General features: G+C 65.0%; 21 protein-coding genes. 10 read left to right on the top strand and 11 right to left on the bottom strand.

Annotated elements, in window-relative coordinates:
- Nucleotides 1–48 precede the first annotated feature (48 nt).
- The 3 genes from QW887_RS02080 to fabD form a co-directional block, all read right to left on the bottom strand.
- Nucleotides 49–288, bottom strand: coding sequence for an acyl carrier protein (locus QW887_RS02080; protein ID WP_006610957.1), 240 nt, complete (start codon nt 286–288; stop codon nt 49–51).
- Between the two features lie 437 nt (nt 289–725).
- Entirely contained in the window at nt 726–1,463 is a 738-nt protein-coding gene (gene fabG / locus QW887_RS02075; protein WP_316194123.1) for a 3-oxoacyl-[acyl-carrier-protein] reductase, read from the bottom strand.
- Between the two features lie 34 nt (nt 1,464–1,497).
- Nucleotides 1,498–2,457, bottom strand: coding sequence for an ACP S-malonyltransferase (gene fabD / locus QW887_RS02070; RefSeq protein ID WP_315712421.1), 960 nt, complete (start codon nt 2,455–2,457; stop codon nt 1,498–1,500).
- A 371-nt stretch (nt 2,458–2,828) separates the two neighbouring features.
- Between fabD and rpsF the strand changes: the two genes are divergently transcribed.
- From rpsF to rplI, 4 genes are all read left to right on the top strand, one after another.
- Nucleotides 2,829–3,290, top strand: coding sequence for a 30S ribosomal protein S6 (gene rpsF / locus QW887_RS02065; protein WP_315712423.1), 462 nt, complete (start codon nt 2,829–2,831; stop codon nt 3,288–3,290).
- A 5-nt stretch (nt 3,291–3,295) separates the two neighbouring features.
- Nucleotides 3,296–3,535, top strand: coding sequence for a 30S ribosomal protein S18 (gene rpsR, locus QW887_RS02060; RefSeq protein WP_008963441.1), 240 nt, complete (start codon nt 3,296–3,298; stop codon nt 3,533–3,535).
- 132 nt (nt 3,536–3,667) lie between these two features.
- Complete coding sequence (locus QW887_RS02055; RefSeq protein ID WP_315749948.1) at nt 3,668–4,618, top strand: hypothetical protein; 951 nt, start codon at nt 3,668–3,670, stop codon at nt 4,616–4,618.
- A 49-nt stretch (nt 4,619–4,667) separates the two neighbouring features.
- The gene (gene rplI, locus QW887_RS02050; protein ID WP_315826786.1) at nt 4,668–5,261 is read left to right on the top strand and encodes a 50S ribosomal protein L9; all 594 of its coding nucleotides are present in this window, start codon (nt 4,668–4,670) and stop codon (nt 5,259–5,261) included.
- A gap of 60 nt (nt 5,262–5,321) precedes the next feature.
- On the opposite strand, the gene QW887_RS02045 is transcribed toward rplI, so the two are convergent.
- Nucleotides 5,322–6,098 (bottom strand): hypothetical protein, encoded by a 777-nt coding sequence (locus tag QW887_RS02045; protein WP_316170409.1) that lies wholly within the window; start codon nt 6,096–6,098, stop codon nt 5,322–5,324.
- A 422-nt stretch (nt 6,099–6,520) separates the two neighbouring features.
- On the opposite strand from QW887_RS02045, the gene QW887_RS02040 reads away from it, so the two are divergent.
- From QW887_RS02040 to alr, 3 genes are all read left to right on the top strand, one after another.
- Nucleotides 6,521–7,771 (top strand): cyclopropane-fatty-acyl-phospholipid synthase family protein, encoded by a 1,251-nt coding sequence (locus QW887_RS02040; RefSeq protein WP_316194122.1) that lies wholly within the window; start codon nt 6,521–6,523, stop codon nt 7,769–7,771.
- Nucleotides 7,772–8,412: 641 nt separating this feature from the next.
- Nucleotides 8,413–9,921, top strand: coding sequence for a replicative DNA helicase (locus tag QW887_RS02035; protein ID WP_315712432.1), 1,509 nt, complete (start codon nt 8,413–8,415; stop codon nt 9,919–9,921).
- 45 nt (nt 9,922–9,966) lie between these two features.
- Nucleotides 9,967–11,151, top strand: a complete 1,185-nt coding sequence (gene alr / locus QW887_RS02030) for an alanine racemase (protein ID WP_316170407.1) — start codon at nt 9,967–9,969, stop codon at nt 11,149–11,151.
- 1,145 nt (nt 11,152–12,296) lie between these two features.
- Here alr and QW887_RS02025 read toward each other — a convergent pair.
- The 4 genes from QW887_RS02025 to QW887_RS02010 form a co-directional block, all read right to left on the bottom strand.
- The gene (locus tag QW887_RS02025; protein ID WP_316194121.1) at nt 12,297–12,728 is read right to left on the bottom strand and encodes a hypothetical protein; all 432 of its coding nucleotides are present in this window, start codon (nt 12,726–12,728) and stop codon (nt 12,297–12,299) included.
- A 380-nt stretch (nt 12,729–13,108) separates the two neighbouring features.
- Nucleotides 13,109–14,047: a DUF4238 domain-containing protein gene (locus QW887_RS02020; RefSeq protein WP_316194120.1), complete on the bottom strand. Its 939-nt coding sequence runs from the start codon at nt 14,045–14,047 to the stop codon at nt 13,109–13,111.
- Nucleotides 14,048–14,311: 264 nt separating this feature from the next.
- Nucleotides 14,312–14,881 (bottom strand): GNAT family protein, encoded by a 570-nt coding sequence (locus QW887_RS02015; protein ID WP_316194119.1) that lies wholly within the window; start codon nt 14,879–14,881, stop codon nt 14,312–14,314.
- A gap of 225 nt (nt 14,882–15,106) precedes the next feature.
- On the bottom strand, nt 15,107–15,997 hold the full coding sequence (locus tag QW887_RS02010; RefSeq protein WP_316194118.1) for an SDR family oxidoreductase: 891 nt from the start codon (nt 15,995–15,997) through the stop codon (nt 15,107–15,109).
- A gap of 91 nt (nt 15,998–16,088) precedes the next feature.
- On the opposite strand from QW887_RS02010, the gene QW887_RS02005 reads away from it, so the two are divergent.
- Together QW887_RS02005 and xth are read left to right on the top strand one after the other, a co-directional pair.
- The gene (locus QW887_RS02005) at nt 16,089–16,916 is read left to right on the top strand and encodes a helix-turn-helix transcriptional regulator (protein WP_316194117.1); all 828 of its coding nucleotides are present in this window, start codon (nt 16,089–16,091) and stop codon (nt 16,914–16,916) included.
- A gap of 157 nt (nt 16,917–17,073) precedes the next feature.
- Nucleotides 17,074–17,844 carry an exodeoxyribonuclease III gene (gene xth / locus QW887_RS02000; RefSeq protein WP_316194116.1) on the top strand — a complete coding sequence of 257 codons (771 nt, stop codon included), beginning with the start codon at nt 17,074–17,076 and terminating at the stop codon, nt 17,842–17,844.
- A 28-nt stretch (nt 17,845–17,872) separates the two neighbouring features.
- Here the strand turns inward: xth and QW887_RS01995 are convergent, their stop codons facing one another.
- Nucleotides 17,873–18,376 carry a hypothetical protein gene (locus tag QW887_RS01995; protein WP_316194115.1) on the bottom strand — a complete coding sequence of 168 codons (504 nt, stop codon included), beginning with the start codon at nt 18,374–18,376 and terminating at the stop codon, nt 17,873–17,875.
- 158 nt (nt 18,377–18,534) lie between these two features.
- Entirely contained in the window at nt 18,535–19,260 is a 726-nt protein-coding gene (locus QW887_RS01990) for an alpha/beta hydrolase (RefSeq protein WP_316194114.1), read from the bottom strand.
- 104 nt (nt 19,261–19,364) lie between these two features.
- Between QW887_RS01990 and QW887_RS01985 the strand changes: the two genes are divergently transcribed.
- A complete protein-coding gene (locus tag QW887_RS01985) occupies nt 19,365–20,351 on the top strand; it encodes a helix-turn-helix domain-containing protein (RefSeq protein ID WP_316194113.1) in 987 nt (328 codons plus the stop codon).
- 13 nt (nt 20,352–20,364) lie between these two features.
- Here the strand turns inward: QW887_RS01985 and QW887_RS01980 are convergent, their stop codons facing one another.
- Nucleotides 20,365–20,658: a GlsB/YeaQ/YmgE family stress response membrane protein gene (locus tag QW887_RS01980; protein ID WP_316184852.1), complete on the bottom strand. Its 294-nt coding sequence runs from the start codon at nt 20,656–20,658 to the stop codon at nt 20,365–20,367.
- Between the last annotated feature and the right edge of the window lie 472 nt (nt 20,659–21,130).

Here is a 21,130-nt window from a genome sequence, read left to right as displayed (position 1 = left end):
GACCGCACAAGACGGATCGGCCGGTTTCGCGCAACTCTCGCCGGAGCGTCAGCTCTTGGCGTTCTTCTCGAGGAACTTGGTGGCGTCGCCGACGGTCAGGATCGTCTCCGCGGCGTCGTCCGGAATCTCGCACCCGAACTCTTCCTCGAAGGCCATGACGAGCTCGACCGTATCGAGGCTGTCAGCACCGAGGTCGTCAATGAAGCTCGCGTTGTCGACCACTTTCTCGGGCTCGACACCAAGGTGTTCGACCACGATCTTCTTAACCCGCTCGCCAATCTCACTCATCGTTCAAACCTCGTGCTTGTTCCTTTAAGACCCGACCCCCGGATGATCCGCATCACCCCGGCCGCTAAACTTCCTTCGCGATCGCGCAAAACCAGATTTGCCCCGCAGCGCCCCTTTACCGAAATTTGGCGGACGACTTGCGGTCCGAAAACTTCGGAAACGGGGCCACTCACAAACTCCAATCCACACTCTCCATGAGGCCGGTACGCCTCCGATCCAGAGCGCTCAAACAGGAACCCGGATCAGCAGCACCAGCCGACGGAGGCCCGGCGAACGATGGCAGCTCGCCCCGCCAATATACAGGGTTTGGAAATCCTGCAATGGCGTTCTTCGTGCCCCGATCAGCTGCCCGGTTACCATACACGCGAATCATTGACCACACGGCCCGGTATAGTGGTCGCGACGTCTTTTCGCCGCATTCCGAGCCACGGCAGAGCCTAGATCATGGCCATGCCGCCATTGACGTGGATGGTCTGCCCCGTGACATACGCCGCCTCGTTGGAGGCGAGGTACACCGCAGCTGCAGCAATGTCCTCCGGCGTGCCCAACCGCGCCGCCGGCACCTTGGCGAGGATCGACTCGCGCTGCTTCTCGTTCAGAGCGTCGGTCATCGGTGTCTTGATGAAGCCGGGTGCGATGCAGTTGGCGGTCACGCCGCGTTTGGCATATTCGGCGCCGAGCGTCTTGATCATGCCGATGATGCCGGCCTTGGACGCCGTGTAATTGCCCTGCCCCGGATTGCCGGTGACGCCGACGATCGAGGTGATCGCGATGATGCGGCCGAAGCGCTTGCGCATCATCAGCTTGGTGGCGGCACGCGAGAGACGGAATGTCGCGGTCAGGTTGACCTTGATCACCTCGTCCCAATCCTCGTCGCGGAGCTGCACGAACAGGTTGTCGCGGGTGATGCCGGCGTTGGCGACGACAATGTCGACCTGCCCCATCGCCTGCTCGGCGGCCGGCACCAGCGCCTCGACCTCGGCCACGTCGGACAGGTTGCAAGGCAGCACATGCACACGGCTGCCCAGCTCGCCGGCGAGGGTCTCAAGCACCTCGCGCCGGGTGCCGGAAACGGCAACGGTCGCCCCCTGGGCATGCAAGGCCTTCGCGATCGCGTTGCCGATGCCGCCGGTCGCGCCGGTCACCAGCGCGGTCCTGCCACTCAGATCGAACATCCAACTCTCCTCAATGCCGCTTCCAAGCGGCCACTTACGACGTTTTCGCCGCGGCCAGCGCATCCTTCGCGGCCACGATATCCGACGGGCCGCCGACGGCGACGCCGACCGCACCATCCGCGATCCGCTTGACCAGGCCGCTGAGCACCTTGCCGGCGCCGATCTCGAAGAACCGTGTCACGCCCTGGCCCGCCATATATGCGATCGATTCGCGCCAGCGCACCGTACCCGTGACCTGCTCGACCAGGCGACGGCGAATCTCGTTGGGATCGCTGATCGGCGCCGCGAGTACGTTCGAGACCAGGGGCGAGGCCGGAGCCTTGATCGTGACCTTGGACAGCGCCTCCGCCATGACGTCCGCCGCCGGCTGCATCAGCTTGCAGTGGAACGGCGCGGAGACCGGCAGCAGCATGGCGCGCTTCGCGCCCTTGGCGCGGGCGATCTCGACGGCGCGATCGACGGCGGCCTTGTTGCCGGACACCACCACCTGGCCGCCGCCATTGTCGTTGGCGGCCTGGCAGACCTCGCCCTGGGCCGCCTCTTCGGCGACCGCTACAGCCGCCTCATAATCCATCCCGAGCAGCGCGGCCATGGCGCCGACGCCCACCGGAACGGCCTTCTGCATGGCAAGCCCACGGGTGCGCAGCAGGCGGGCAGTATCCGCAATCGTCAGGCTGCCGGCGGCGGCCAGCGCCGAGTATTCGCCCAATGAGTGACCTGCGACAAAGGCGGCGTCGCGTCCGACCGAGAATCCGGCCTCGGTTTCCAGCACCCGCAAGGTTGCCATCGAGACCGCCATCAGAGCGGGTTGGGCATTTTCGGTCAGCTGCAGGGTCTCGGCCGGACCTTCCCAAATGATGGTCGTCAGCTTCTCACCGAGGGCGGCATCGACCTCCTCGAACACCGAACGAGCCACCGGGAAGGAGTCGGCGAGCGCCTTGCCCATGCCGACGGCCTGGGACCCCTGCCCCGGAAAAGTGAATGCTGCCGTCATGGCCGCCCCCTGAACGTTCCAAAATCCCTGGAATTGAGTAACTTTGGCCGGAAAGACACTGGCCGGCCCTGTGATGTCAAGCACGTGACGGGCGCAATTCGACCACTTTCCCTTGCCTTGGCCCCGAAAATCGGTATAAGGCGCGCCATCCGTGGATCCCGAGCCGGGAGCTGAACGGACGGTCCCAGCAAATCACCTTGCTCAACCTTGGGGATTTAACCTCTCCAAGCTGTCCAGGCGACTTTGATGTGGCAGGGCCAGTCGGCCCGTCGTCCCGTGTTCCCGCCTTCTGAGCTGACGTCTGCGAGTCCTTTCCACAAGGTCTCGAAGGGCTTGACGCCGGGATTTGCGCCAACTTGGAAAGGACAGCCATGCCGCTTTACGAGCATGTATTCCTCGCGCGTCAGGACGCGAGCACCCAGCAGGTGGAAGAACTGACGGCTCAGATGACCGGTATCGTCGAAGGTCTCGGCGGTAAGGTCACGAAGTCCGAGAATTGGGGCGTTCGCTCCCTCACCTACCGCATGAACAAGAACCGCAAGGCCCACTTCGTGCTGCTCAACATCGACGCGCCGTCCGCGGCGATCGCCGAGATCGAGCGCCAGGAGCGGATCAGCGAAGACGTGATCCGCTACCTCAGCGTCCGCGTCGACGAGCTCGAGGAAGGCCCGTCGGCGATGATGCGCAAGGCCGATCGCGACCGTGAGCGCGACGACCGCGGCGGTGGCTTCCGTGGTGAGCGCGATGGCGGCGGCTTCCGTGGCGATCGCGGTGACCGTGGCGATCGCGGCCCGCGCCGGCCCCGTGACGAAGAAACTGCGGACGAGGAGTAAGATCAATGGCTGAAGCCCCCGCACGTCGCCCGTTCTTCCGCCGCCGCAAGACCTGCCCGTTCTCCGGGCCGAACGCGCCGAAGATCGACTACAAGGACTCCAAGCTGCTGATGCGCTACGTCTCCGAGCGCGGCAAGATCGTGCCGAGCCGCATCACGGCCGTGTCCGCCAAGAAGCAGCGCGAACTCGCGCGCGCCATCAAGCGCGCCCGCTTCCTCGGCCTGCTGCCTTACGTCATCCGCTGATTGCGGACCTCGGACCGGCGGCCCCGCGCCGCCGGCTCCTTCCGTTGAATTCTCATAAGGCTTCCGGTTCGTCCGGTCGCCGATGGTTGGGGCGAAGGCGCCTCTAACCGCTCGAAGGGAGCGGGACAGCTGATGATCGGAACGCTTCTCATCGCGCTCGCGGCAGGCGCGGCCTCCGCGGTCATGTTCGCCTCGACCGGATCGGGCGTGATGACGGCGCTCGTGCTTGCGCTGCTCGCGCCCGTGCCGCTGCTCGTCGCTGCAATCGCCTGGGGCCGGCTTTGCGCCGTCATCGGCGGTCTCGTAGCAACCGCTTGCGTGCTGGCCATCTTCGGCTTCGATCGCGCTCTCGCCTTTGCCGTCTCCGTGACGCTGCCGGCTTGGTGGCTCGGCCACCTCGTCCTGCTCGGCCGTCCGACGACCAGCCCGTCCGGCCAGGATGGCATCGAATGGTATCCGCCCGGCAACATCCTGCTGTGGATCGCGGTGATCGCAGCGCTGATTGCCGCGTTCTCCTTCGGCACCGACATGACGGCCACCAATCAGGGTCTCAGGCGGCTGCTGTCGCGCGTGCTCAGCAATACCGTCACGTCGACCGACGCGGTCGACATTCCCCGGCTGGTCGAGATCCTGGTGTTCATGGCGCCGCCGATGGCCGCGGTGATCATGACCACGATCCTGTCGCTCAACGTCCTGGCGGCCGCAAAGATCACGGCGATCTCCGGCCGGCTGATGCGCCCATGGCCGCGCCTGCGCGACACCAAGCTGCCGCTGATGACGCTGCCGGCGCTGTTTGCGATCATCGCGTTCTGCTTCCCGGGCGGGCTGATCGGCATGCTGGCGCGAATCGCCGCCGCAGCGCTGCTGACCGCCTATGCGCTCACCGGCTTCGCGGTCCTGCATACGCTGACCTTGCCGCTGCGCACCCGGCCGCTTTGGCTCGGCCTCGCCTACGCGCTGATGCTGACGTTCATCTGGCCGATCCCCATGCTGGCGATGATCGTCCTCGGCCTCGCCGACGCCGCCTTCGACCTCCGTCACCGTTACGGCCCGCGGCAGCCGCCGCCTTTGCCGGTGCCGTAAAAGTTCAACCTCACACCAACCGCTTCCGAACATCACAAGGAGAACATCGATGGAAGTCATTCTGCTGGAACGTGTCGCCAAGCTCGGCCAGATGGGCGAGATCGTGAAGGTCAAGGACGGGTTCGCCCGCAACTTCCTGCTGAAGCGCAAGAAGGCGCTGCGGGCCACCGCCGAGAACAAGGCCAAGTATGAGGGCATGAAGGCCGAGCTCGAAGCCAACAACATCAAGGCCAAGGGCGAGGCGGCCAAGGTCGCCGAGAAGATCGACGGCCGCGACATCGTCATCATCCGCCAGGCCTCCGAATCCGGCCAGCTGTTCGGCTCGGTCTCGGTGCGCGACATCGTCGCCGCCCTCGCCGCCGACGGCATCACCGTGAGCCGGCCGCAGGTCTGGCTCGACGCCCCGATCAAGACGATCGGCAAGCAGACGATCACCATCGCGATCCACCCGGAGGTCGAGACCTCGGTGACCGTGACGGTCGCCCGCAGCGCCGACGAGGCCGAGCGCATCAAGCGCGGCGAGGACATCTCGACCCGCCAGGAGGACCGCGATGCCGCCGCCGAAGCGATCGCCGCCGCCGGCGAGTTCTTCGATCCGGAGGCCCAGGACGAGGGCGCTGCCGGCGAGCCTGCGCAGCAGTAAGCGCGCCAGCCCATTTGCGGAAAAGCCCGGCTCCCCGAGCCGGGCTTTTTCATTGTCGTCTCAGCGCGAGGGCGAGGACGGAACCGAGGGATCCGACGGCACCGACTGGGTCGTGGCCGGCGCCGGCGTCACCGGCGGGACCGGATCGGCGCGCAGCGCCGGCGCGGCCTCGCTCGATCTTGCCGGCTCGACCCGCGGCGGCTCGGAGCCGGCAGCGCTGTCCTCGCGCGACGCCGACGGGCGGGTCGCACCGGTCGGCTCGCCGCGCGTCTCTTCCGCAGCCGAGCCCTCCTGGGCCGGCTTCTTGCGCTTGCCGAGCCGGCCCTTCTTCGCGGGCGCGCTGCCCTCGCCGTCGGCCGGCGCAGCGGCTGGATCTGCTGCCGCGTCGGGCCTCGCCTCGGCCGGCGCGGAGCGCTTGGAGTGATGACCCGAACGGCGGCGCGGCTCGCCTGGGCTCGCAGCAGCATCCGCGGCGGCCGGTTTCGCCTCGGGCGGCTCGGTGGCGGCTGACCGGGCGCGGCGCTCGGACCGCGTCTCCTTGCCGGAGTGGCCCGTTGATCGCGCATCCGCAGCGCCGTTCGCAATCAGGTAGTTGGCGAGCACGCCGGCCATCTCGGGGCTCGTCGTGTAATGCTGGCGCAGAAACCCGGGCAGCGAGCTGGCCGAGGTGTTCTTGGCCAGGCCGCGCGGCGACTTGTGGCAGACCACGCAGGTCCCGTTGTAGATCTGCGCAGGACTCTTGCCCGCATCGAGATTTTCCTGCGCAACGGCGGCCCCCGCGAAGCCCATGCAGAACACCGCCACCACCGTCGCCAAATTGAGCGCTCGGCCCACCATTCTCATTCTCCAGCTATGGTTTCGCCCACACGGCGCCGCCCCGCGCGACATCCGCTGCCGTGTTTCCTCTCGCTATCAGCCGAACGTGACAGCGGACATTGCGGTCGCTCCACGCCTTCGACGGCGATCCCTTCAGACCTCGTCCGGCGGTCAGATGCCGGACACCGGCCAAAAGGCCGGCGGCCGCGGCCTTTTTAACGGATTGCGGAGCGAATGAAAGCGCACAGATGTTCCTGCGCCGAGATGTCCATCGATCAATGACGGTTCGGAATATCGGCGTTGTGTTCATGGCAGTGGCGTCGGCTTGTGCCCGCCGGGTAACATAACAACGTGATGATAGGGAACCAATCGGTTCTCAACGCGTCGAGTGCGACGGCCGGGAAAGTCAGCAACTCACGGGAATAGCTCGTTGGGTGGTGTGGATGGACCGTTTGCTGCGAAGTCTGTTGAGTAGCTTCATTCGCCGTGGGTCGATCAGCTTTACGACCGCCAGCGGCACGTCGTTCAGCTGCGGGGATGGAACCGGTGTCCCCGTGGCGGCACGATTTCTGACTCGTGAAGCCGAGCGCCGGATTCTGGCCAATCCCGAGCTCGCGCTCGGCGAGGTCTATATGGACGGCTCGTTCGTGGTCGAACGAGGATCGATCGCGGATCTGCTGTCGATCGTGATGAGCCAGCCGGCCGTGGTGCCCGACTGGGCCAGGCCGCAATGGTGGCTGCGCTATCTGATCCGGCACCTGCGCCAGCTCAATATCCGGGCACGCGCGCGCCGCAACGTCGCCCATCATTACGATCTCGATGGGCGGCTGTATTCGCTGTTCCTCGATGCCGACCGGCAATATTCCTGCGCCTATTTCGAGACGCCGGACGCGACGCTGGACGACGCCCAGCTCGCCAAGAAACGTCATCTCGCAGCCAAGCTGCTGATCGGCCGCCGCCACCGCATCCTCGACATCGGCTGCGGCTGGGGCGGGCTTGGACTTTACCTGGCCGAGATGTGTGATGCCGACGTCACCGGCGTGACCTTGTCGGCCGAGCAGTTGCAGGTTGCCGAGGCCCGCGCGGCCGAACGGCACCTCTCCGCCTCCGCCCGCTTCCTGCTGCAGGATTATCGCGACGTGCCCGGCACCTTCGACCGCATCGTCTCGGTCGGCATGTTCGAGCATGTCGGGGTCGCCTTCTACGACACCTTCTTTCGCCGCTGCGCCGAGCTCCTCGCGGACGACGGCGTCATGCTGCTGCATTCGATCGGACGCTCCGAGGGCCCTGATGCGACCAATCCCTGGATCGCCAAATACATCTTCCCCGGCGGCTACGTCCCAGCCCTCTCGGAGGTTCTGCCGGCGATCGAGCGCGCCGGGCTCCTCGTCTGCGACATCGAGATCCTGCGCCTGCACTACGCGGAGACCCTGAAGGCGTGGCGCGAACGCTTCATGGCCCGGCGCGACGAGGCCGTGCAGCTCTATGACGAGCGCTTCGCGCGGATGTGGGAGTTCTACCTGGCGGCCGCGGAAATGGGGTTCCGCAAGCAGAACATGATGAATGTCCAGATCCAGCTGACGAAGCGCCAGGGCGTGGTGCCGATGACGCGCGACTACGTCCACCGTGAGGAGACGCGGCTGCGGGCGCGCGAGCGCGGCAGCCGCCCGGCGCTGCAGATGGCGGGTGAATAGCGCGCGCGGCCCGCGACGACAGCGGAGGGCGGCGCCAGTGCAATGGTCCTGCAGAGACGGACGGCCGCATTCCCTCGGCTGCGCCGCGCCGGTCTCGACTTCAATTCTGAGATGCTCTGTTGACGTCTTGCATCCCAAGCGCGAGATTATGCCCATCCGACTCAAATTTTCAAACAAATCGTGCGGTCTGTGAACTGGCTCACAGACCCTGGGGAAGCCCGGCCGTAGTGTCCTGGCATGTCCCCGAGCCCCGCCAGAGCCATGTTGGAACCCCAGACCGACTTCAGCACCGACTACGCGCTGATCGCCGCGGGCGTGGGAGCATCCCTGATCGCCCTCCTCTATCTGCTGCTGGTCTGACGCCGGGCGCGGATCCACGCGCGGCCCTGGCACGCCCTGCCGTACCGGCTCTCGTTCCCGCCTCGCCGGCGTGTCGAACGATCGCGCCGGTTGATTGCACCGGCGTGTCGCTCGCGCTCGCGCGGCGTTGAGTCCTGTCGGTTCCGTCAAGCGCGGCATCTGGCGAGTCCGGATTCATCCACCAGATTTACCAGACGGTGAATTGCGCTCAGCTTTCGCTTCCGCTTCGCGCGCGACTGGCGCTTTATCCCCTCCCCTTCAAAGCTGCTAAACACGCGGTCATGGCACTTACCGATTCGAACGTTCACAAGCTGGCGTCGGCTGACGCAGCAACGCCGGCCTATCGCAGCGCTCCTCACAACATCGAGGCTGAACAGGGTCTGCTCGGCGCGATCCTGGTCAACAACGACGCGTTCTATCGCGTGTCGGACTTCCTCGAGCCGAAGCATTTCTTCGAGCCGCTGCACCAGACCGTGTTCGAGACCGCGTCCAGCCTGATCCGGATGGGCAAGGTCGCGACGCCCGTGACCTTGAAGACGTTCCTGCCGGCCGACGTCGACATCGGCGGCATGACCGTCGGGCAGTATCTGGCGCGGCTCGCGGCCGAAGCGACCACGATCATCAACGCCCAGGACTATGGCCGCACCATCTACGACCTGTCGTTGCGCCGCGACCTGATCGGCATCGGCGAGGACATGGTCAACGTCGCCTATGACGCGCCGGTGGACTTCGCGCCGCGCAACCAGATCGAGGACGCCGAGCGCCGGCTGTACGAGCTCGCGGAGTCCGGACGCTACGACGGCGGGTTCCAGAAATTCTCCCAGGCGCTGACGACCGCGCTCGACATGGCCGCCAAGGCCTTTCAGCGCGACGGCAAGCTGTCCGGCATCTCCACGGGCCTGCGCGATCTCGACGCCAAGATGGGCGGCCTGCAGCATTCGGACTTGATCATCCTCGCCGGCCGTCCCGGCATGGGCAAGACCTCGCTCGCGACCAACATCGCTTACAACGTCGCCCAGGCCTATGTTCCCGAATTGCAGCCGGACGGCACCTATCGCGCCGCCCAGGGCGGCGTGGTCGGGTTCTTCTCCTGCGAAATGAGCGGCGAGCAGCTCGCCACCCGTATCATCGCCGAGCGCTCCGGCATTCCCTCCAGCCACATCCGCCGTGGCGGCATCACCGAGGCCGATTTCGAGAAGCTGCGCGAATGCTCGATCGAGCTGCAGTCGCTGCCGTTCTATGTCGACGAGACCGGCGGCATCTCGATCGCGCAGGTGATGGCGCGCGCCCGCCGGCTGAAGCGCCAGAAGGGCCTCGACCTGCTGGTGATCGACTACATCCAGCTGCTGTCGGGCTCGGGCAAGCGCGGCAACGACAACCGCGTCCAGGAAATCACCGAGATCACCACCAGCCTGAAGGCGCTGGCCAAGGAGCTCAGCGTTCCCATCATCGCGCTGTCGCAGCTGTCGCGCCAGGTCGAAAACCGCGAGGACAAGCGGCCGCAACTGTCGGACCTGCGTGAATCCGGCTCGATCGAGCAGGATGCCGACGTGGTGCTGTTCGTGTATCGCGGCGAGTACTATCTGGCCGCCAAGGAGCCGCGTCCCGGCACCGAGGAGCACCAGAAGTGGCAGATGGAAATGGATCTGGCGCTCGGCAAGGCCGAAGTGATCATCGGCAAGCAGCGCCACGGTCCGACCGGCACGGTCGAGCTGCACTTCGACGCCTCGGTCACCCGCTTCGGCGACCTCGCCCATGACGGCCTGCCGCCGCAGCACCACGACTATTGACCTGACGCGGTTGAACCGTGACGCCGCGGCGCGTAAAAGCGCCACATGAGTGTTCCCGAACAGAAACCCGCCGAGCAACCTGTCTCGGCGGTCGACGACGCTGTCCCGGCCAGCGCCACCGGCGTGCTGACCATCGATCTCGATGCGCTCGCCGCCAATTGGCGCAAACTGGAAAAGACCGCAGTGCCGGCCGAATGCGCCGGGGTGATCAAGGCCGACGCCTATGGCTGCGGCATTCCCCAGGTGGCGCGCACGCTCGCCGCGGCCGGCTGCAAGACCTTCTTCGTCGCGACGCTCGCGGAGGCAAAAGTCGCCCGCGCCGCCCTGCCGGACAGCGCCGCGCTCTACGTGCTCGACGGCTTCTTCCAGAACACCGGCGAAGACTACGCGGCGATCAACTGCCGTCCTGTCATCGGCGACCTCAACGAGCTCGCCGAATGGGACATGTTCTGCCGCCGCACCGGCTGGAAGGGCGGCGCGGCCATCCATGTCGACACCGGCATGAACCGGCTCGGCCTCAGCCCGATCGATGCGCAGGGCATGATCCCCCGCATCCAGGGCGGCGACCATGGCATCACGCTGGTGATGAGCCATCTGGCCTCCGCCGAGCAGATCAACAGCCCGTCGAACGCGCGCCAGCTCGCGACGTTCCGCGAGGTCGCCAGCGTGTTCACCGGCGTGCCCGCCGCGCTTGCCGCCTCCTCCGGCATCTTCCTCGGTGCCGCCTTCCAGTTCGACATGGTGCGTCCCGGCGCGGCGCTCTACGGCGTCAATCCGACGCCGGAGGCCGACAATCCGATGCAGCCGGTCGCCGAGATCAAGGCGCGCATCGTGCAGTTGCGCGACCTCGCGCGCGGCGACACGGTCGGCTATGGCGGCACCTGGAGCGCGCGCCGGCCGACGAAAATCGCGATCCTCTCCGCCGGCTATGCCGACGGCTACTTCCGCGCCGCCTCTTCCAACGACGGCACCCGCGGCGCCGACGTCATCATCGCCGGCCAGCGCTGCCCGATCGCAGGGCGCATCTCGATGGACCTGATCGCCGTCGACGTCACCGACCTGCCGCCGAAGGCCGCCCGCCGCGGCCACTTCGCAACCCTGCTCGGCGAAGGCATCACCGTCGACGAGCTCGCGCATCATTTCGGCACCATCGGCTACGAAGTCCTGACCAATCTCGGCCGGCGCTATCATCGCATCTACAAGGGCGGTGCGGCGGCCGCGGAAAGCTGATCGCGCGCAGCAACGCTCTCTGTCTGACGTGCATACAGCTGCTTCCACATCGTCATTGCGAGCGCAGCAATCCAGAGTCCCGCACACCACCCTGCATTGCTTCCGCCTTCGCTCTTCGAGCTACGGCGGACAAGTCGCTGCGCTCGCAATGACGGTGAACTGACATGAGCCATCGTTCTCGCGGCATGTAACGCCCGAGGCTTGCATCTCTTTTTCACCCTCTTCGAAAGACGAGGGCGCAGGGAATGCCGGGTGAAGGCCTCACCCATGGCCCGCCTGCAGAAAAAAAGCAGGCGGCAGTCACCACAGGTTCAGCCGGTCAACCGGCATTCCCCGCGCGATGGCTTTACGCCTTATGCGTACTCTCCCCGGGGATCGGCTGTCTTGCCCCCGTGACCGGCGGATCATCATCACCACCGGCGTAGCATCAGCGTCGGGATGCCAGGACCATACGTCTTCGACGTGCGCCTCGTGCCGTTCGTCCGCACGGCCTCAAGCCATGCTGCGACCCCAAGCGCCCACCACATCCCACCCCGCGTGTCATGACGATCGCGATACGCCCCTCGTGTCGAGGCGGGACGGAGATAGAAAAACATGATTTCTGTAAAAACGAACGACGAATATTTTTCGCGGGGGGACTGGACAGGGTGCGTCGCGTTGAGATTGCGAGGGAAATTCATGTTTGGGCGCAGGTCGCTCCTAAAGGACCGCTTCCCAAAATGCACTCATGAGATTCTTGATCGTTCGGCGAGCATTCACCAACCCATTCGAGGCAATCGAGCTATCTGTCCCCCAAATTAGAATGTGAACTTAGACAGAGACCGGTTAGGGTATCGCAACATCCCTGGGGCTTCTTGTGTTAAGCTTCCAATTCATTATCTTCTGCCAGATCGGCTCGACCTTCGAATGCACAACACTATCAATGGTAGAGTCTGAAATGTGGTCAAGAAAGACCACCTTGTCTAAGTCTAACCGAAACGAAAACTTGTTGTTCTTGGCTAGATAACTGCCTGTCTCTTCGAAATCTACAACGACGCACTTGCTTTCGCCACGCCACCAACGCGCACGCACGCATTGCACTTTGCCTCCTAACCCAAAGTCATCGGTCGTCATATCTATTTCCGGCATGACCTTGACCTCCCGAGTTAGAAAACTTCATAGCGATGAAGTATCCATTCTTTAGGAATGCGGCCTTCGAGCAGAATTTCGGCATCCCTAAGGGCTAATGCCATCGCTTCGAATTCGATTTGCATCTTAGCCGGAGCCGGCAAACCCATTCCGGGCGGCCGCCGCGACGTCGGAGCGCTCGACCCAGGCAATGCCCTGAGCGCTGGGTCAACAACGTACTTCAGGAAGCTTTGATCCCCATCGTGATGATACGATGGCGAGCATAAGGGATCTCCTTGCTGCGACGCAATAAAAATCACCGGATCGACCACATGCGCCACAGCGCTAGGCGGAACATCAATCTCGTATACGTGAGCAGGAACAGCCCGAGTCGGCTCTACCTTGCTGTAGTCAATTGCATAGGCCTCGGCCACCCCGTAGGAGCGCGTAAGCGAGATGTACGGTGACACGATAGTACCTCGCGCGATGTGCTCACAAAGGTCAATTATTGTTGGGGCGCGCGGCCGGTTGCCTCTCGGCTGTATCCCGGAGAGCCTCAGGTCGCTTGGATGGAGAAACGTACCGACTCCTACGCCCTTGTAGAGACGCGCACCCATCCGCCCGATCCCGCCGATGATTTAATACAACCAAAGCATGTAACATTAGTAAATTCGAGAATCGATTAGCTGTCAAATTCATCATCCCGTAGCTCCCCCACGAAGACACTTTCCCCCGTGCGATCTTGAGGCCGGGCAAAAAATGCTCCCAGGATTACGGTCAGGATTACAGTGACGCTCGCCTCCTTGATCATTGCGTGAGCCATTCTGTGGTTCTTCCACTGACCGTGGGATCAGCTTTCTTCAAAATCCTTCGCCGTCGCGCCCCGCGCGGCGTCGATCGCTTCTTTCATTTGTGCTTCGGTCAGCAGCTCGCGCTCCGGCAGCTTGGCGAAATGTTTTTCGACAAAGCCTCGCTGTGAATCGTCGCGGCCCCACACAAATTCACGGGCTTGCTGGACAATGGCGGTGTTCACTTCCCTGACGACTTTGGTTGGATTCAGCTTTTTGAGCGCTTCGATCGTGGCGCGCTGACGCGCGGCGATAAAGTATTTGGTGGGCGAGATCGGCAGCAGAATGTAGGCATCTGGCCGGCCAAGCGGCAGCGGCATGTAGAGCGGCCGGTCAGAGGTCAGGACCGAAAACTTCGCTCGCGTCATATCCAGCACGGCCCATTGCATTTCGAATATCGTCGGGCCAAGCCTGTCGTTGTCGATAAGCTCGGCGATCATGTTTGTTGCATGAATCTCCGCGGCTGCCGGGTTGCTCTGCGCATAAGCCTCGGCAAAGGTCGCGGGGTCGTTCGGGCCGCGGACCTCGTCATAGTGCCGTTCGAGCGCCTCGATTGCTCCTTCGAACACGTCGGCGAAGTGCTTCTTTATGAGCGCGATGCTTGCGGGATGCCGAAAGAGAAATCCGATGATGAATCGGACCCACTCGCTTCGCTCTTCAGCCGTCCAGTCCATCGTGTCGCCAGCCTCGATCCTTTCCAGCGCTTTTGCGGCCCCATTGTCGAGCGGTGACATGAAATGGACTTCAAGGTGCTGGGAGTGCTCCTCCGGGGCACCCTCGATGCGGTATAGGTCACGCTGGAACCCGGTGGCATCAGGATGCCTGGACTTGAGAATGACTTTGCCGCGGACCAGGCGCATTTCGCGGACATCACCATCCGGGCCGGCGAACCTTCCGAGGTAGAAGGCCGGGTTGAAGTGGTGCTTGCGCGGTTGCTCCATGCGAAGGCCTTAAACGATTTAATTGGAATTGTACCCTGCCGGTTCGCTCGATACCGATTCGTTCGTTGTGAACGTTTCAGAGTCGGAAGGTGAACGGCTTCCAGATGCCCCGGAATACTTCGGCACTTTTCTTCTACTCCTTGCGCTCGAAGGTCAGGTATTGGCAGCAAGCGTAGCCCGGATGAGCGTAGCGACATCCGGGATCACGAGACCGTTGCGGGTGTGCCGCGCCATGGGTCCCGCATGTCGTGGCGCTCATCCGGGCTACGCATTGTGCCCCCACCCGCGCGGATCCGTCTTCAGCAACGCATACAGCATGTCGTCGCGCCATTCGCCGCCGACGCGCAGGTGGTCGCGCAACTGGCCCTCGCAGCGGAAGCCGAGCTTTTCGGCCAGTTTGCGCGACGCGGCATTGTCCGGATGGATCAGCGCCTGCGCGCGGTGCAGGCCGAGCTCGCCGAAGCAGAAATCGAGCATCGCAGCGACCGCCTCGGTGGCGATGCCATCGCGCTGCCGGGCAGGATCGACGATGTAGCCGATCGTGACGCGCTTCGCACGCATGTGGCCGTCGTGATAGTTCACCATACCGATGCAGCGGTCGGTCTCGGCCTGTGCCACCGCCCAGAACCGGTAGTAGGACGGCGTGCAATCGATGAACCGGCGGACGGCACGTTCGCTCTCGATCCGTTTGGTGTGAACCGGATGATTCCAGAAGCGCATCGCATCCGGATCGCTGAAGCACCGGTGCATCGCTTCGGTGTCACCGGGATCGAACTGTCGTAGGCGCAGGCGTGCGGTCGAGAGGATCGGGTGCGGGATGGGCTGTTTTGCCATGGCGGGCTCATGCAGGGATGAACCAGACTAGCAGCGATGACGGCAGGAGCGCTACGTTCAGTCGCCTCTCGCCCGAAGGCCCCAATCTCCGCGTCGCCGTCATTGCGGGGCGCGCGGACGACACGGTGCCGGCGTCGTGCCGATCGCATGAGGCCGGTGGCAGTGCACAAGACTCGCGCGCCCCCTGCGCTTGGCTCCTGCACTTCCCGCGGTCGCGGCCGTCGCTCACGCCTTGAAGTAACCCGGCTGGCCGATGTCGGCGATCAGGCCGATGCCCTCGGGCGTCCAGCCCAGGCGCTGCTGTGTCAGGATGCTGGAGGCCGGCATGTCCAGGCCCGCGAACATCGCCAGTGGTCCATAGTAGTCGCCCGCCTCCTCCTGACCTATCGAAACGACCGGCACGTTCAGCGCGCGGCCGATCACCTCGATGACCTCGCGCATGGGGACGCCCTCCTCGCCGACGGCGTGGTAGATCGCGTCTGCAATGCCCTTCTCCAGGGCGAGCCGGTAGAGGCGGGCGACATCCGATCGATGCGCCGCGGCCCAGCGCTCGGTGCCTTCGCCGACATAGGCGGCGCGGCCCTTCTGTCGCGCGAGCTCCACCAGATAGGAGATCAGCCCGGCCCTTCCGGGGGCGCCGTGAACCTGCGGCAGGCGGATCACCATTGCGCGCACGCCGCGCGACGCATAGGCGAGACCCGTCTGCTCGGACACGCGCGGGACATGCGCTGACGACTCGCGCCGCATGTCTTCGGTGACCACCACATTGGCCGCAACGAGCCCCGTTCCGGAGGTGACGATGAACGGCTTGTTCGTGCCCACCAGCACCTCGCCCATGGCGTCGATGGCGGCCTTGTCGATGGCGCCGTTCTCCGCGAATTTCGCGAAGTCGTGGATGAAGGCGAGATGGATCACACCGTCGGCATCCCTCGCGCCGCGCTTCAGGCTGTCGAGGTCCTGCAGCGAGCCGCGATGAACCTGCGCGCCCAGTTGCTCGAGCGTGCGGACGTTCTCGGCGGAGCGCGCGAGGCCGATGACCTGATGCCCGGCGGCGATCAGCTCCCTGGTGGTTTCAGAGCCGATGAATCCGGCGGCGCCGGTGACGAATACGCGCATGAGACACACTCCCTGTTCAGACCGCCGGGATATTGCTAGGCTGCTCATGCGGGTAAAGTTGTGACTTTATACGGGTATAATCGCTAACAGGATGACGGACGCCAACCCTCTCGGGACCTATCTCAGGGATCGCCGCGCCAAGCTCGATCCGACCACCTTCGGCCTGCCGCTGCAGCGGCGGCGAACGCCGGGGCTTCGGCGCGAAGAGGTGGCGCAACGCGCCAATGTGAGCGCCACCTGGTACACTTGGCTCGAGCAAGGGCGCGGCGGCGCGCCCTCCGCCGACGTGCTGGACCGCATTGCTCGCGCCATGATGCTGACCGACGCCGAGCGCGAGCATCTGTTCCTGCTCGGTCTCGGCCGGCCACCCGAAGCCCGCTATCACGCGATCGACGGCATCTCACCCCGTCTCCAACGCGTGCTCGATACGCTGGAATACAGTCCCGCCTTCGTTCGCACGGCGACATGGGACATCCTCGCCTGGAACAGGGCGGCTGCGGCTGTCCTCACCGACTACAGCACCCTGCCGGAGGGCCAGCGCAATGTTCTGCGCATGATGTTCCACGACAGCCGTGTCCGCGCGGCACAGCCCAACTGGCAGGCCGTGGCGCGCTATGTGGTCGCGTCCTTCCGCGCTGACGTGGCCCGCGCCGGCGCGGCCCGCAATGTCCAATCGCTGGTCGATGAGCTCTGCGCGACGAGCCCGGAATTCGCGGCGATGTGGCGCGACAACGATGTGCAAGGGCGGCACGGTGACGGCGTGAAGACCCTGCAGCATCCCGTCGCCGGATCGCTCTCGATGGAATTTTCGGGCTTCGCCGTCGATGGCCGGCCCGACCTCACCATGGTGATCTACAATCCCGCGACGCCGGACGATGCCGACAAGATCCGCGCGCTGGTGGCGTCGCGACCGAAGTAGGTGCGTGCGCCCTCTCGACTCGCGCCGCCGAGAAGCGCGCGGGTCGCCTGACAGGCCGGGCTTTCGTAGGCAGCCTTGGCTGCATCGACGCTGCCGCGTGAACAAAAAGCCGATTGCGAGCTTGGTCATCCGGACCATCCCCACGGCGACGGGCCTCATGAAGATCGCGACCTTCAACATCAACAATGTCCGGCGGCGGCTCCCCAATCTGCTGCGCTGGCTGCGCGCGGCCAAGCCCGACATCGTCTGCCTGCAGGAGCTGAAATGCACCCAGGCCGATTTCCCCGTCGATGCGATCGCCAAGGCCGGCTATGGCGCGGTGTGGCAGGGACAGAAGACCTGGAACGGCGTCGCGATCCTTGCGCGCAAAGCCGAGCCGGTGCTGACCCGCACCGCCCTGCCCGGCAATCCCAGAGACGAGGAGGCGCGCTACATCGAGGCCGCGGTGCGCGGCCTCGTCGTCGGCTGCCTCTATTTGCCGAACGGCAATCCGCAGCCGGGGCCGAAATTCGACTATAAGCTCGCCTGGTTCAAACGCCTGCAGAAGCACGCGGCTGATTTCATCAAGGACGACCTGCCGGCCGTGCTCGCCGGCGACTACAATGTGGCGCCTGCTACGCTCGACATCTATCCGACGAGATCCTGGGACAAGGACGCGCTGATTCAGCCGAAGAGCCGCGCCGCCTTCAAGGCGCTGGTCGATCAGGGCTGGTGCGACGCGATCCGCATGCTGCATCCGGACGCGCCGATGTTCACGTTCTGGGACTACAAGCGCAACCGCTGGCCGCGCGATGCCGGCCTGCGGCTCGACCATCTGCTGCTGAGCCCGCAGCTCGCGCCACGCCTCACCAAGGCCGGCGTCGACCGCGCCATCCGCGGCGAGGACGGCGCCAGCGACCACGCGCCGGCCTGGATCGTGCTGAAATAATCCGAACTCGCCTGTCCGCGTCGGAGCCTCAGCCGCGGTCGGGCCAGGTCTGCTGCAGATTGGTCGCGCGCTCGGGCAGGCCCTCGGTCAGCACCGCCATGCCGCCGCACACCGGCAGATGCACGACGAGGCTCGCGGCATCCGGCACGTTCGGACGCGGCGTCACGTTCCACAGCATGATCTCCTGGCGCGTGCGGCGGATCTCCTTGAACTCGTAACTATACGTCTCCGAGCCGCGCGGATATTCGCGCCAGAACTGGCCTTCCTTGCGGAAGCTGCTCTGCGTGCCGTCATAGCGATCGGCATAGGACAGGCAGGCCGGCACGTTCAGCGCTTCGAGCACGGCCGCGCCGACGTTCGACGCCGCGGGTAGGACGCTGTTCACCGCGCCGATCGCGGCGAACACGGTCGTGATCGCGCCGGCGGCCATCGCGAGCCAGCCGGCCTTGGTCGCGGCCGGCCGCGCGGGCGCATTCGCGGCGGACACCTTGGATGCAAGTCCGCGAGGGGACGTCAGATGGAGCTGGGCCATGACGCGTTCTCCGATGGTGCGGCGAGGATGGAGGCCCCGCCGGGCTGCATTCATCGGAGATCAGTCTGGCCGATCGCGCTCCCGGCGAATGTGACGCCGATCACAACCTGAAATGATGACCGACCGGCGCCACACCAGGAGCGTGACGACACGCGCCGTCAATCGCGTCCCGCATCCATGATCGCCTGCGCGAGCCGGCCGGGATCGGAGAAGCACAGCTCATGGCTGCCGGGCAGCTGGACCAGCCGGAACAGGCCGAGCTTGCCGGACAACCGCGGATGCCATGGCAGGCTGTGCGGCAGCGCCGTGTCCTCGGTGCAGTTGATGTAGGATTTCGCGATTGCCATCTCGGCGGGATTGGCGCGCAGCTTGATCTTGTCGGTGAAGGTCTTGTTGGGATGCGGATTGAGCATCTCATAGGCGCGCGTCGCGGTGGCGAGATCGGCGTCGTTGATGAAGGCCTCGCGCCAGACCGGGAACGGCAGCACCACGGAACCGTCGCCGCGCTCCGCAGCGACGGCGTCGAACAGCGCAACATAGTGCGGTGGCACCATGTCGTTGAGGCACTCGCCGTCGTTGGGCACGAACGCATTCCAGTAGACCAGGCGGCGGATGCGCTGAGCGATGCGGTCGGCGACGCCGGTGATGACCATGCCGCCATACGAATGCCCCATCAGCACGGCGTCGGTGATGTCGTGCTCGCTGAAGTAGTCGCAGATCGAGGCGATCGCCTCGTCGAGTCCGGAGGTCTTTGCGTCGCCGGGGCGGTTGCCGCGGATGGTCGGCAGATGGACGGTGTGGCCGGCGGAGCGAACATGCGCGGCGACCGGCTCGAGCTCGGCGCCGGTATGCCAGGCGCCATGGACCAGGACGTAGGTTGACATGATCACGTTCCTTTGCACGATGGAAGGCGGTGCAGGGACTATGGGCCGGACCGCGCCCGCGGCGCTTGGCTGCAACTGAACCCGATTGGTCTCGGAGTGAACCGATGGGCGCCGAGCCGGAACGGCAGCGGAGCTGGAATACGGCGGCGGTGCGGCCGGAGGAGCAGTTCTCGTATTACCGCGAGGCGATCTGCCAGGCCTTCATGAACTTGACGCCGGAGCCGGCGCGCGGCATCGGATTCGCCGCGGAGGTGCAAAGCATCAGCCTCGGGAGCGGCGCCATCAACCGCGTCAGCTTTCCCGAGCACATCGTACGCCGCTCGCGCACGGACATCGCCGCTTCCACCCAGCGCTGCTTCTATCTCAACCTCAAGCTGGCCGGCCGCTGCACCATCCTGCAGGACGAATGCGATGTCAGCCTGTCCGCCGGTCAGGTCGGCATCTTCGACAGCGATCGCACCTTCGTGCTGCAGCACGATCGCGGGCCGTCGCTCGGCGTGATCTCGTTCCGCGTCCCCGCCGATGCGCTGTGCAGCCGCCTGCCGGCCGAGCCGGACATCGCGCCGACGCGGCTGTCCGACGATCCATGCGTCGGCGCACTGATCGTGGAGACGGCGCGCTCCCTCAACGCCAATGCGCTGCGGCTCGCGCCCGACGATGCGTCGGCGCTGTTCGGCGTGCTGCTCGATCTGGTGGCGCTGAGCCTGGCGCGCCGCGGCCGCCGCGAGCCGCATGCGACCACCTCATTTGCCGATGCGACGACCTTGGCGCTGCGCCGCGCCATTCACGAGCGGGTGCGCGAGCCCGGCCTGACGGTGGCGACCATCGCATCTGTCGTCGGGATCAGCGAGCGCTACGTGCACAAGCTGCTGGCCCGCGCCGGCACCAGCTTCTCCGACCTGGTGATGGAGCGCCGGCTCGATGGCGCAGCGCGCGATCTGCGCGATCCCGCCCGATGCGGCCGCGACATCGGCCGCATCGCCTTCGACTGGGGCTTTTCAGATCTGTCGCACTTCACGCGCCGCTTCAAGCAGCGCTTCGGCATGCGCCCGCGCGACTGGCGCGCGGAGACCGCGCGTCACTCCGGCTGACCACCGCCTGCGGTCAGCGCGGACTCCGTTCGCGGGCTGCGCCCCACAACCAGATTGCCGCCAGCAGGACCAGCGAGCCGACGAACGCCGCGACGACATCGCGCAGCGAAATGACGATGCTGCCCATGCCTGGAAACAACCCGAACAGGTTGAACAAGACACCACCGATGAGGGCGCCGACGCATCCCAATCCGATGTTGGTGAGGAGCCCGAAACCGGCTCGGCGGCGCTTCACCAGGAAGCCGGCAAGGCCGCCACCAATCAAGCCGACGACGAGCCAAGTCCCTGCATGTGCCAGTGTGAACATTCTTCACTCCGTCGGTCTGCCGTCACCCCTCAGCTGGAGCATCACGGCCAGCAGCAAGATCATGAGAACACATTGCCGAGCGAAGCGAGACCGCCAGTTGCTACACGGAAGCGGCCAGATCAGGGGTCTTGCTCGCAGAGCCACACGAATCGCACGCTTGCAGGTTACATCGATTTCGTTGCCATGAGCTGAACTCTGCACATCGGATGAGTTCGCAACCCACTCGCAAACTGGCGCAGGCCGGCGTCCCGTCCATGACAAGGTGATGCGGCCCCTGCTTGCTTCGAATTGGCCATTCCGCTTCGGACGTCGCGTACTTCCTCCCGAAATGACAGTCATTCGAATCTAATCGTCTCGAACACGCACGGCTCATGCGAACGCTTCGCACGCGAAGGGCTACGTAGTTCCCCCGAGTTCATATGATCCGCGGAATCAAGAAGAATGCGTTTCCCGCAGAGCGTGTAAGGGTGAA

The sequence above is a fragment of the Bradyrhizobium sp. SZCCHNRI3052 genome (genome assembly GCF_032484895.1).
GTDB lineage: Bacteria > Pseudomonadota > Alphaproteobacteria > Rhizobiales > Xanthobacteraceae > Bradyrhizobium.
The sequence above is the reverse complement of the archived record's forward strand: the minus strand, read 5'-3'. Positions and strand labels throughout refer to the sequence as shown.

Coding starts and splice junctions, on each gene's coding strand:
- QW887_RS02015 (WP_316194119.1), bottom strand. CDS start 14,881: ATGGCAAAACAGCCCATCCCGCACCCGATCCTCTCGACCGCACGCCTG.
- rplI (WP_315826786.1), top strand. CDS start 4,668: ATGGAAGTCATTCTGCTGGAACGTGTCGCCAAGCTCGGCCAGATGGGC.
- xth (WP_316194116.1), top strand. CDS start 17,074: ATGAAGATCGCGACCTTCAACATCAACAATGTCCGGCGGCGGCTCCCC.
- rpsR (WP_008963441.1), top strand. CDS start 3,296: ATGGCTGAAGCCCCCGCACGTCGCCCGTTCTTCCGCCGCCGCAAGACC.
- QW887_RS02040 (WP_316194122.1), top strand. CDS start 6,521: ATGGACCGTTTGCTGCGAAGTCTGTTGAGTAGCTTCATTCGCCGTGGG.
- QW887_RS02010 (WP_316194118.1), bottom strand. CDS start 15,997: ATGCGCGTATTCGTCACCGGCGCCGCCGGATTCATCGGCTCTGAAACC.
- rpsF (WP_315712423.1), top strand. CDS start 2,829: ATGCCGCTTTACGAGCATGTATTCCTCGCGCGTCAGGACGCGAGCACC.
- alr (WP_316170407.1), top strand. CDS start 9,967: ATGAGTGTTCCCGAACAGAAACCCGCCGAGCAACCTGTCTCGGCGGTC.
- QW887_RS02020 (WP_316194120.1), bottom strand. CDS start 14,047: ATGGAGCAACCGCGCAAGCACCACTTCAACCCGGCCTTCTACCTCGGA.
- QW887_RS01990 (WP_316194114.1), bottom strand. CDS start 19,260: ATGTCAACCTACGTCCTGGTCCATGGCGCCTGGCATACCGGCGCCGAG.
- QW887_RS02080 (WP_006610957.1), bottom strand. CDS start 288: ATGAGTGAGATTGGCGAGCGGGTTAAGAAGATCGTGGTCGAACACCTT.
- QW887_RS02045 (WP_316170409.1), bottom strand. CDS start 6,098: ATGGTGGGCCGAGCGCTCAATTTGGCGACGGTGGTGGCGGTGTTCTGC.
- QW887_RS02035 (WP_315712432.1), top strand. CDS start 8,413: ATGGCACTTACCGATTCGAACGTTCACAAGCTGGCGTCGGCTGACGCA.
- fabG (WP_316194123.1), bottom strand. CDS start 1,463: ATGTTCGATCTGAGTGGCAGGACCGCGCTGGTGACCGGCGCGACCGGC.
- QW887_RS01980 (WP_316184852.1), bottom strand. CDS start 20,658: ATGTTCACACTGGCACATGCAGGGACTTGGCTCGTCGTCGGCTTGATT.
- QW887_RS02055 (WP_315749948.1), top strand. CDS start 3,668: ATGATCGGAACGCTTCTCATCGCGCTCGCGGCAGGCGCGGCCTCCGCG.
- QW887_RS02005 (WP_316194117.1), top strand. CDS start 16,089: ATGACGGACGCCAACCCTCTCGGGACCTATCTCAGGGATCGCCGCGCC.
- QW887_RS01985 (WP_316194113.1), top strand. CDS start 19,365: ATGGGCGCCGAGCCGGAACGGCAGCGGAGCTGGAATACGGCGGCGGTG.
- fabD (WP_315712421.1), bottom strand. CDS start 2,457: ATGACGGCAGCATTCACTTTTCCGGGGCAGGGGTCCCAGGCCGTCGGC.
- QW887_RS01995 (WP_316194115.1), bottom strand. CDS start 18,376: ATGGCCCAGCTCCATCTGACGTCCCCTCGCGGACTTGCATCCAAGGTG.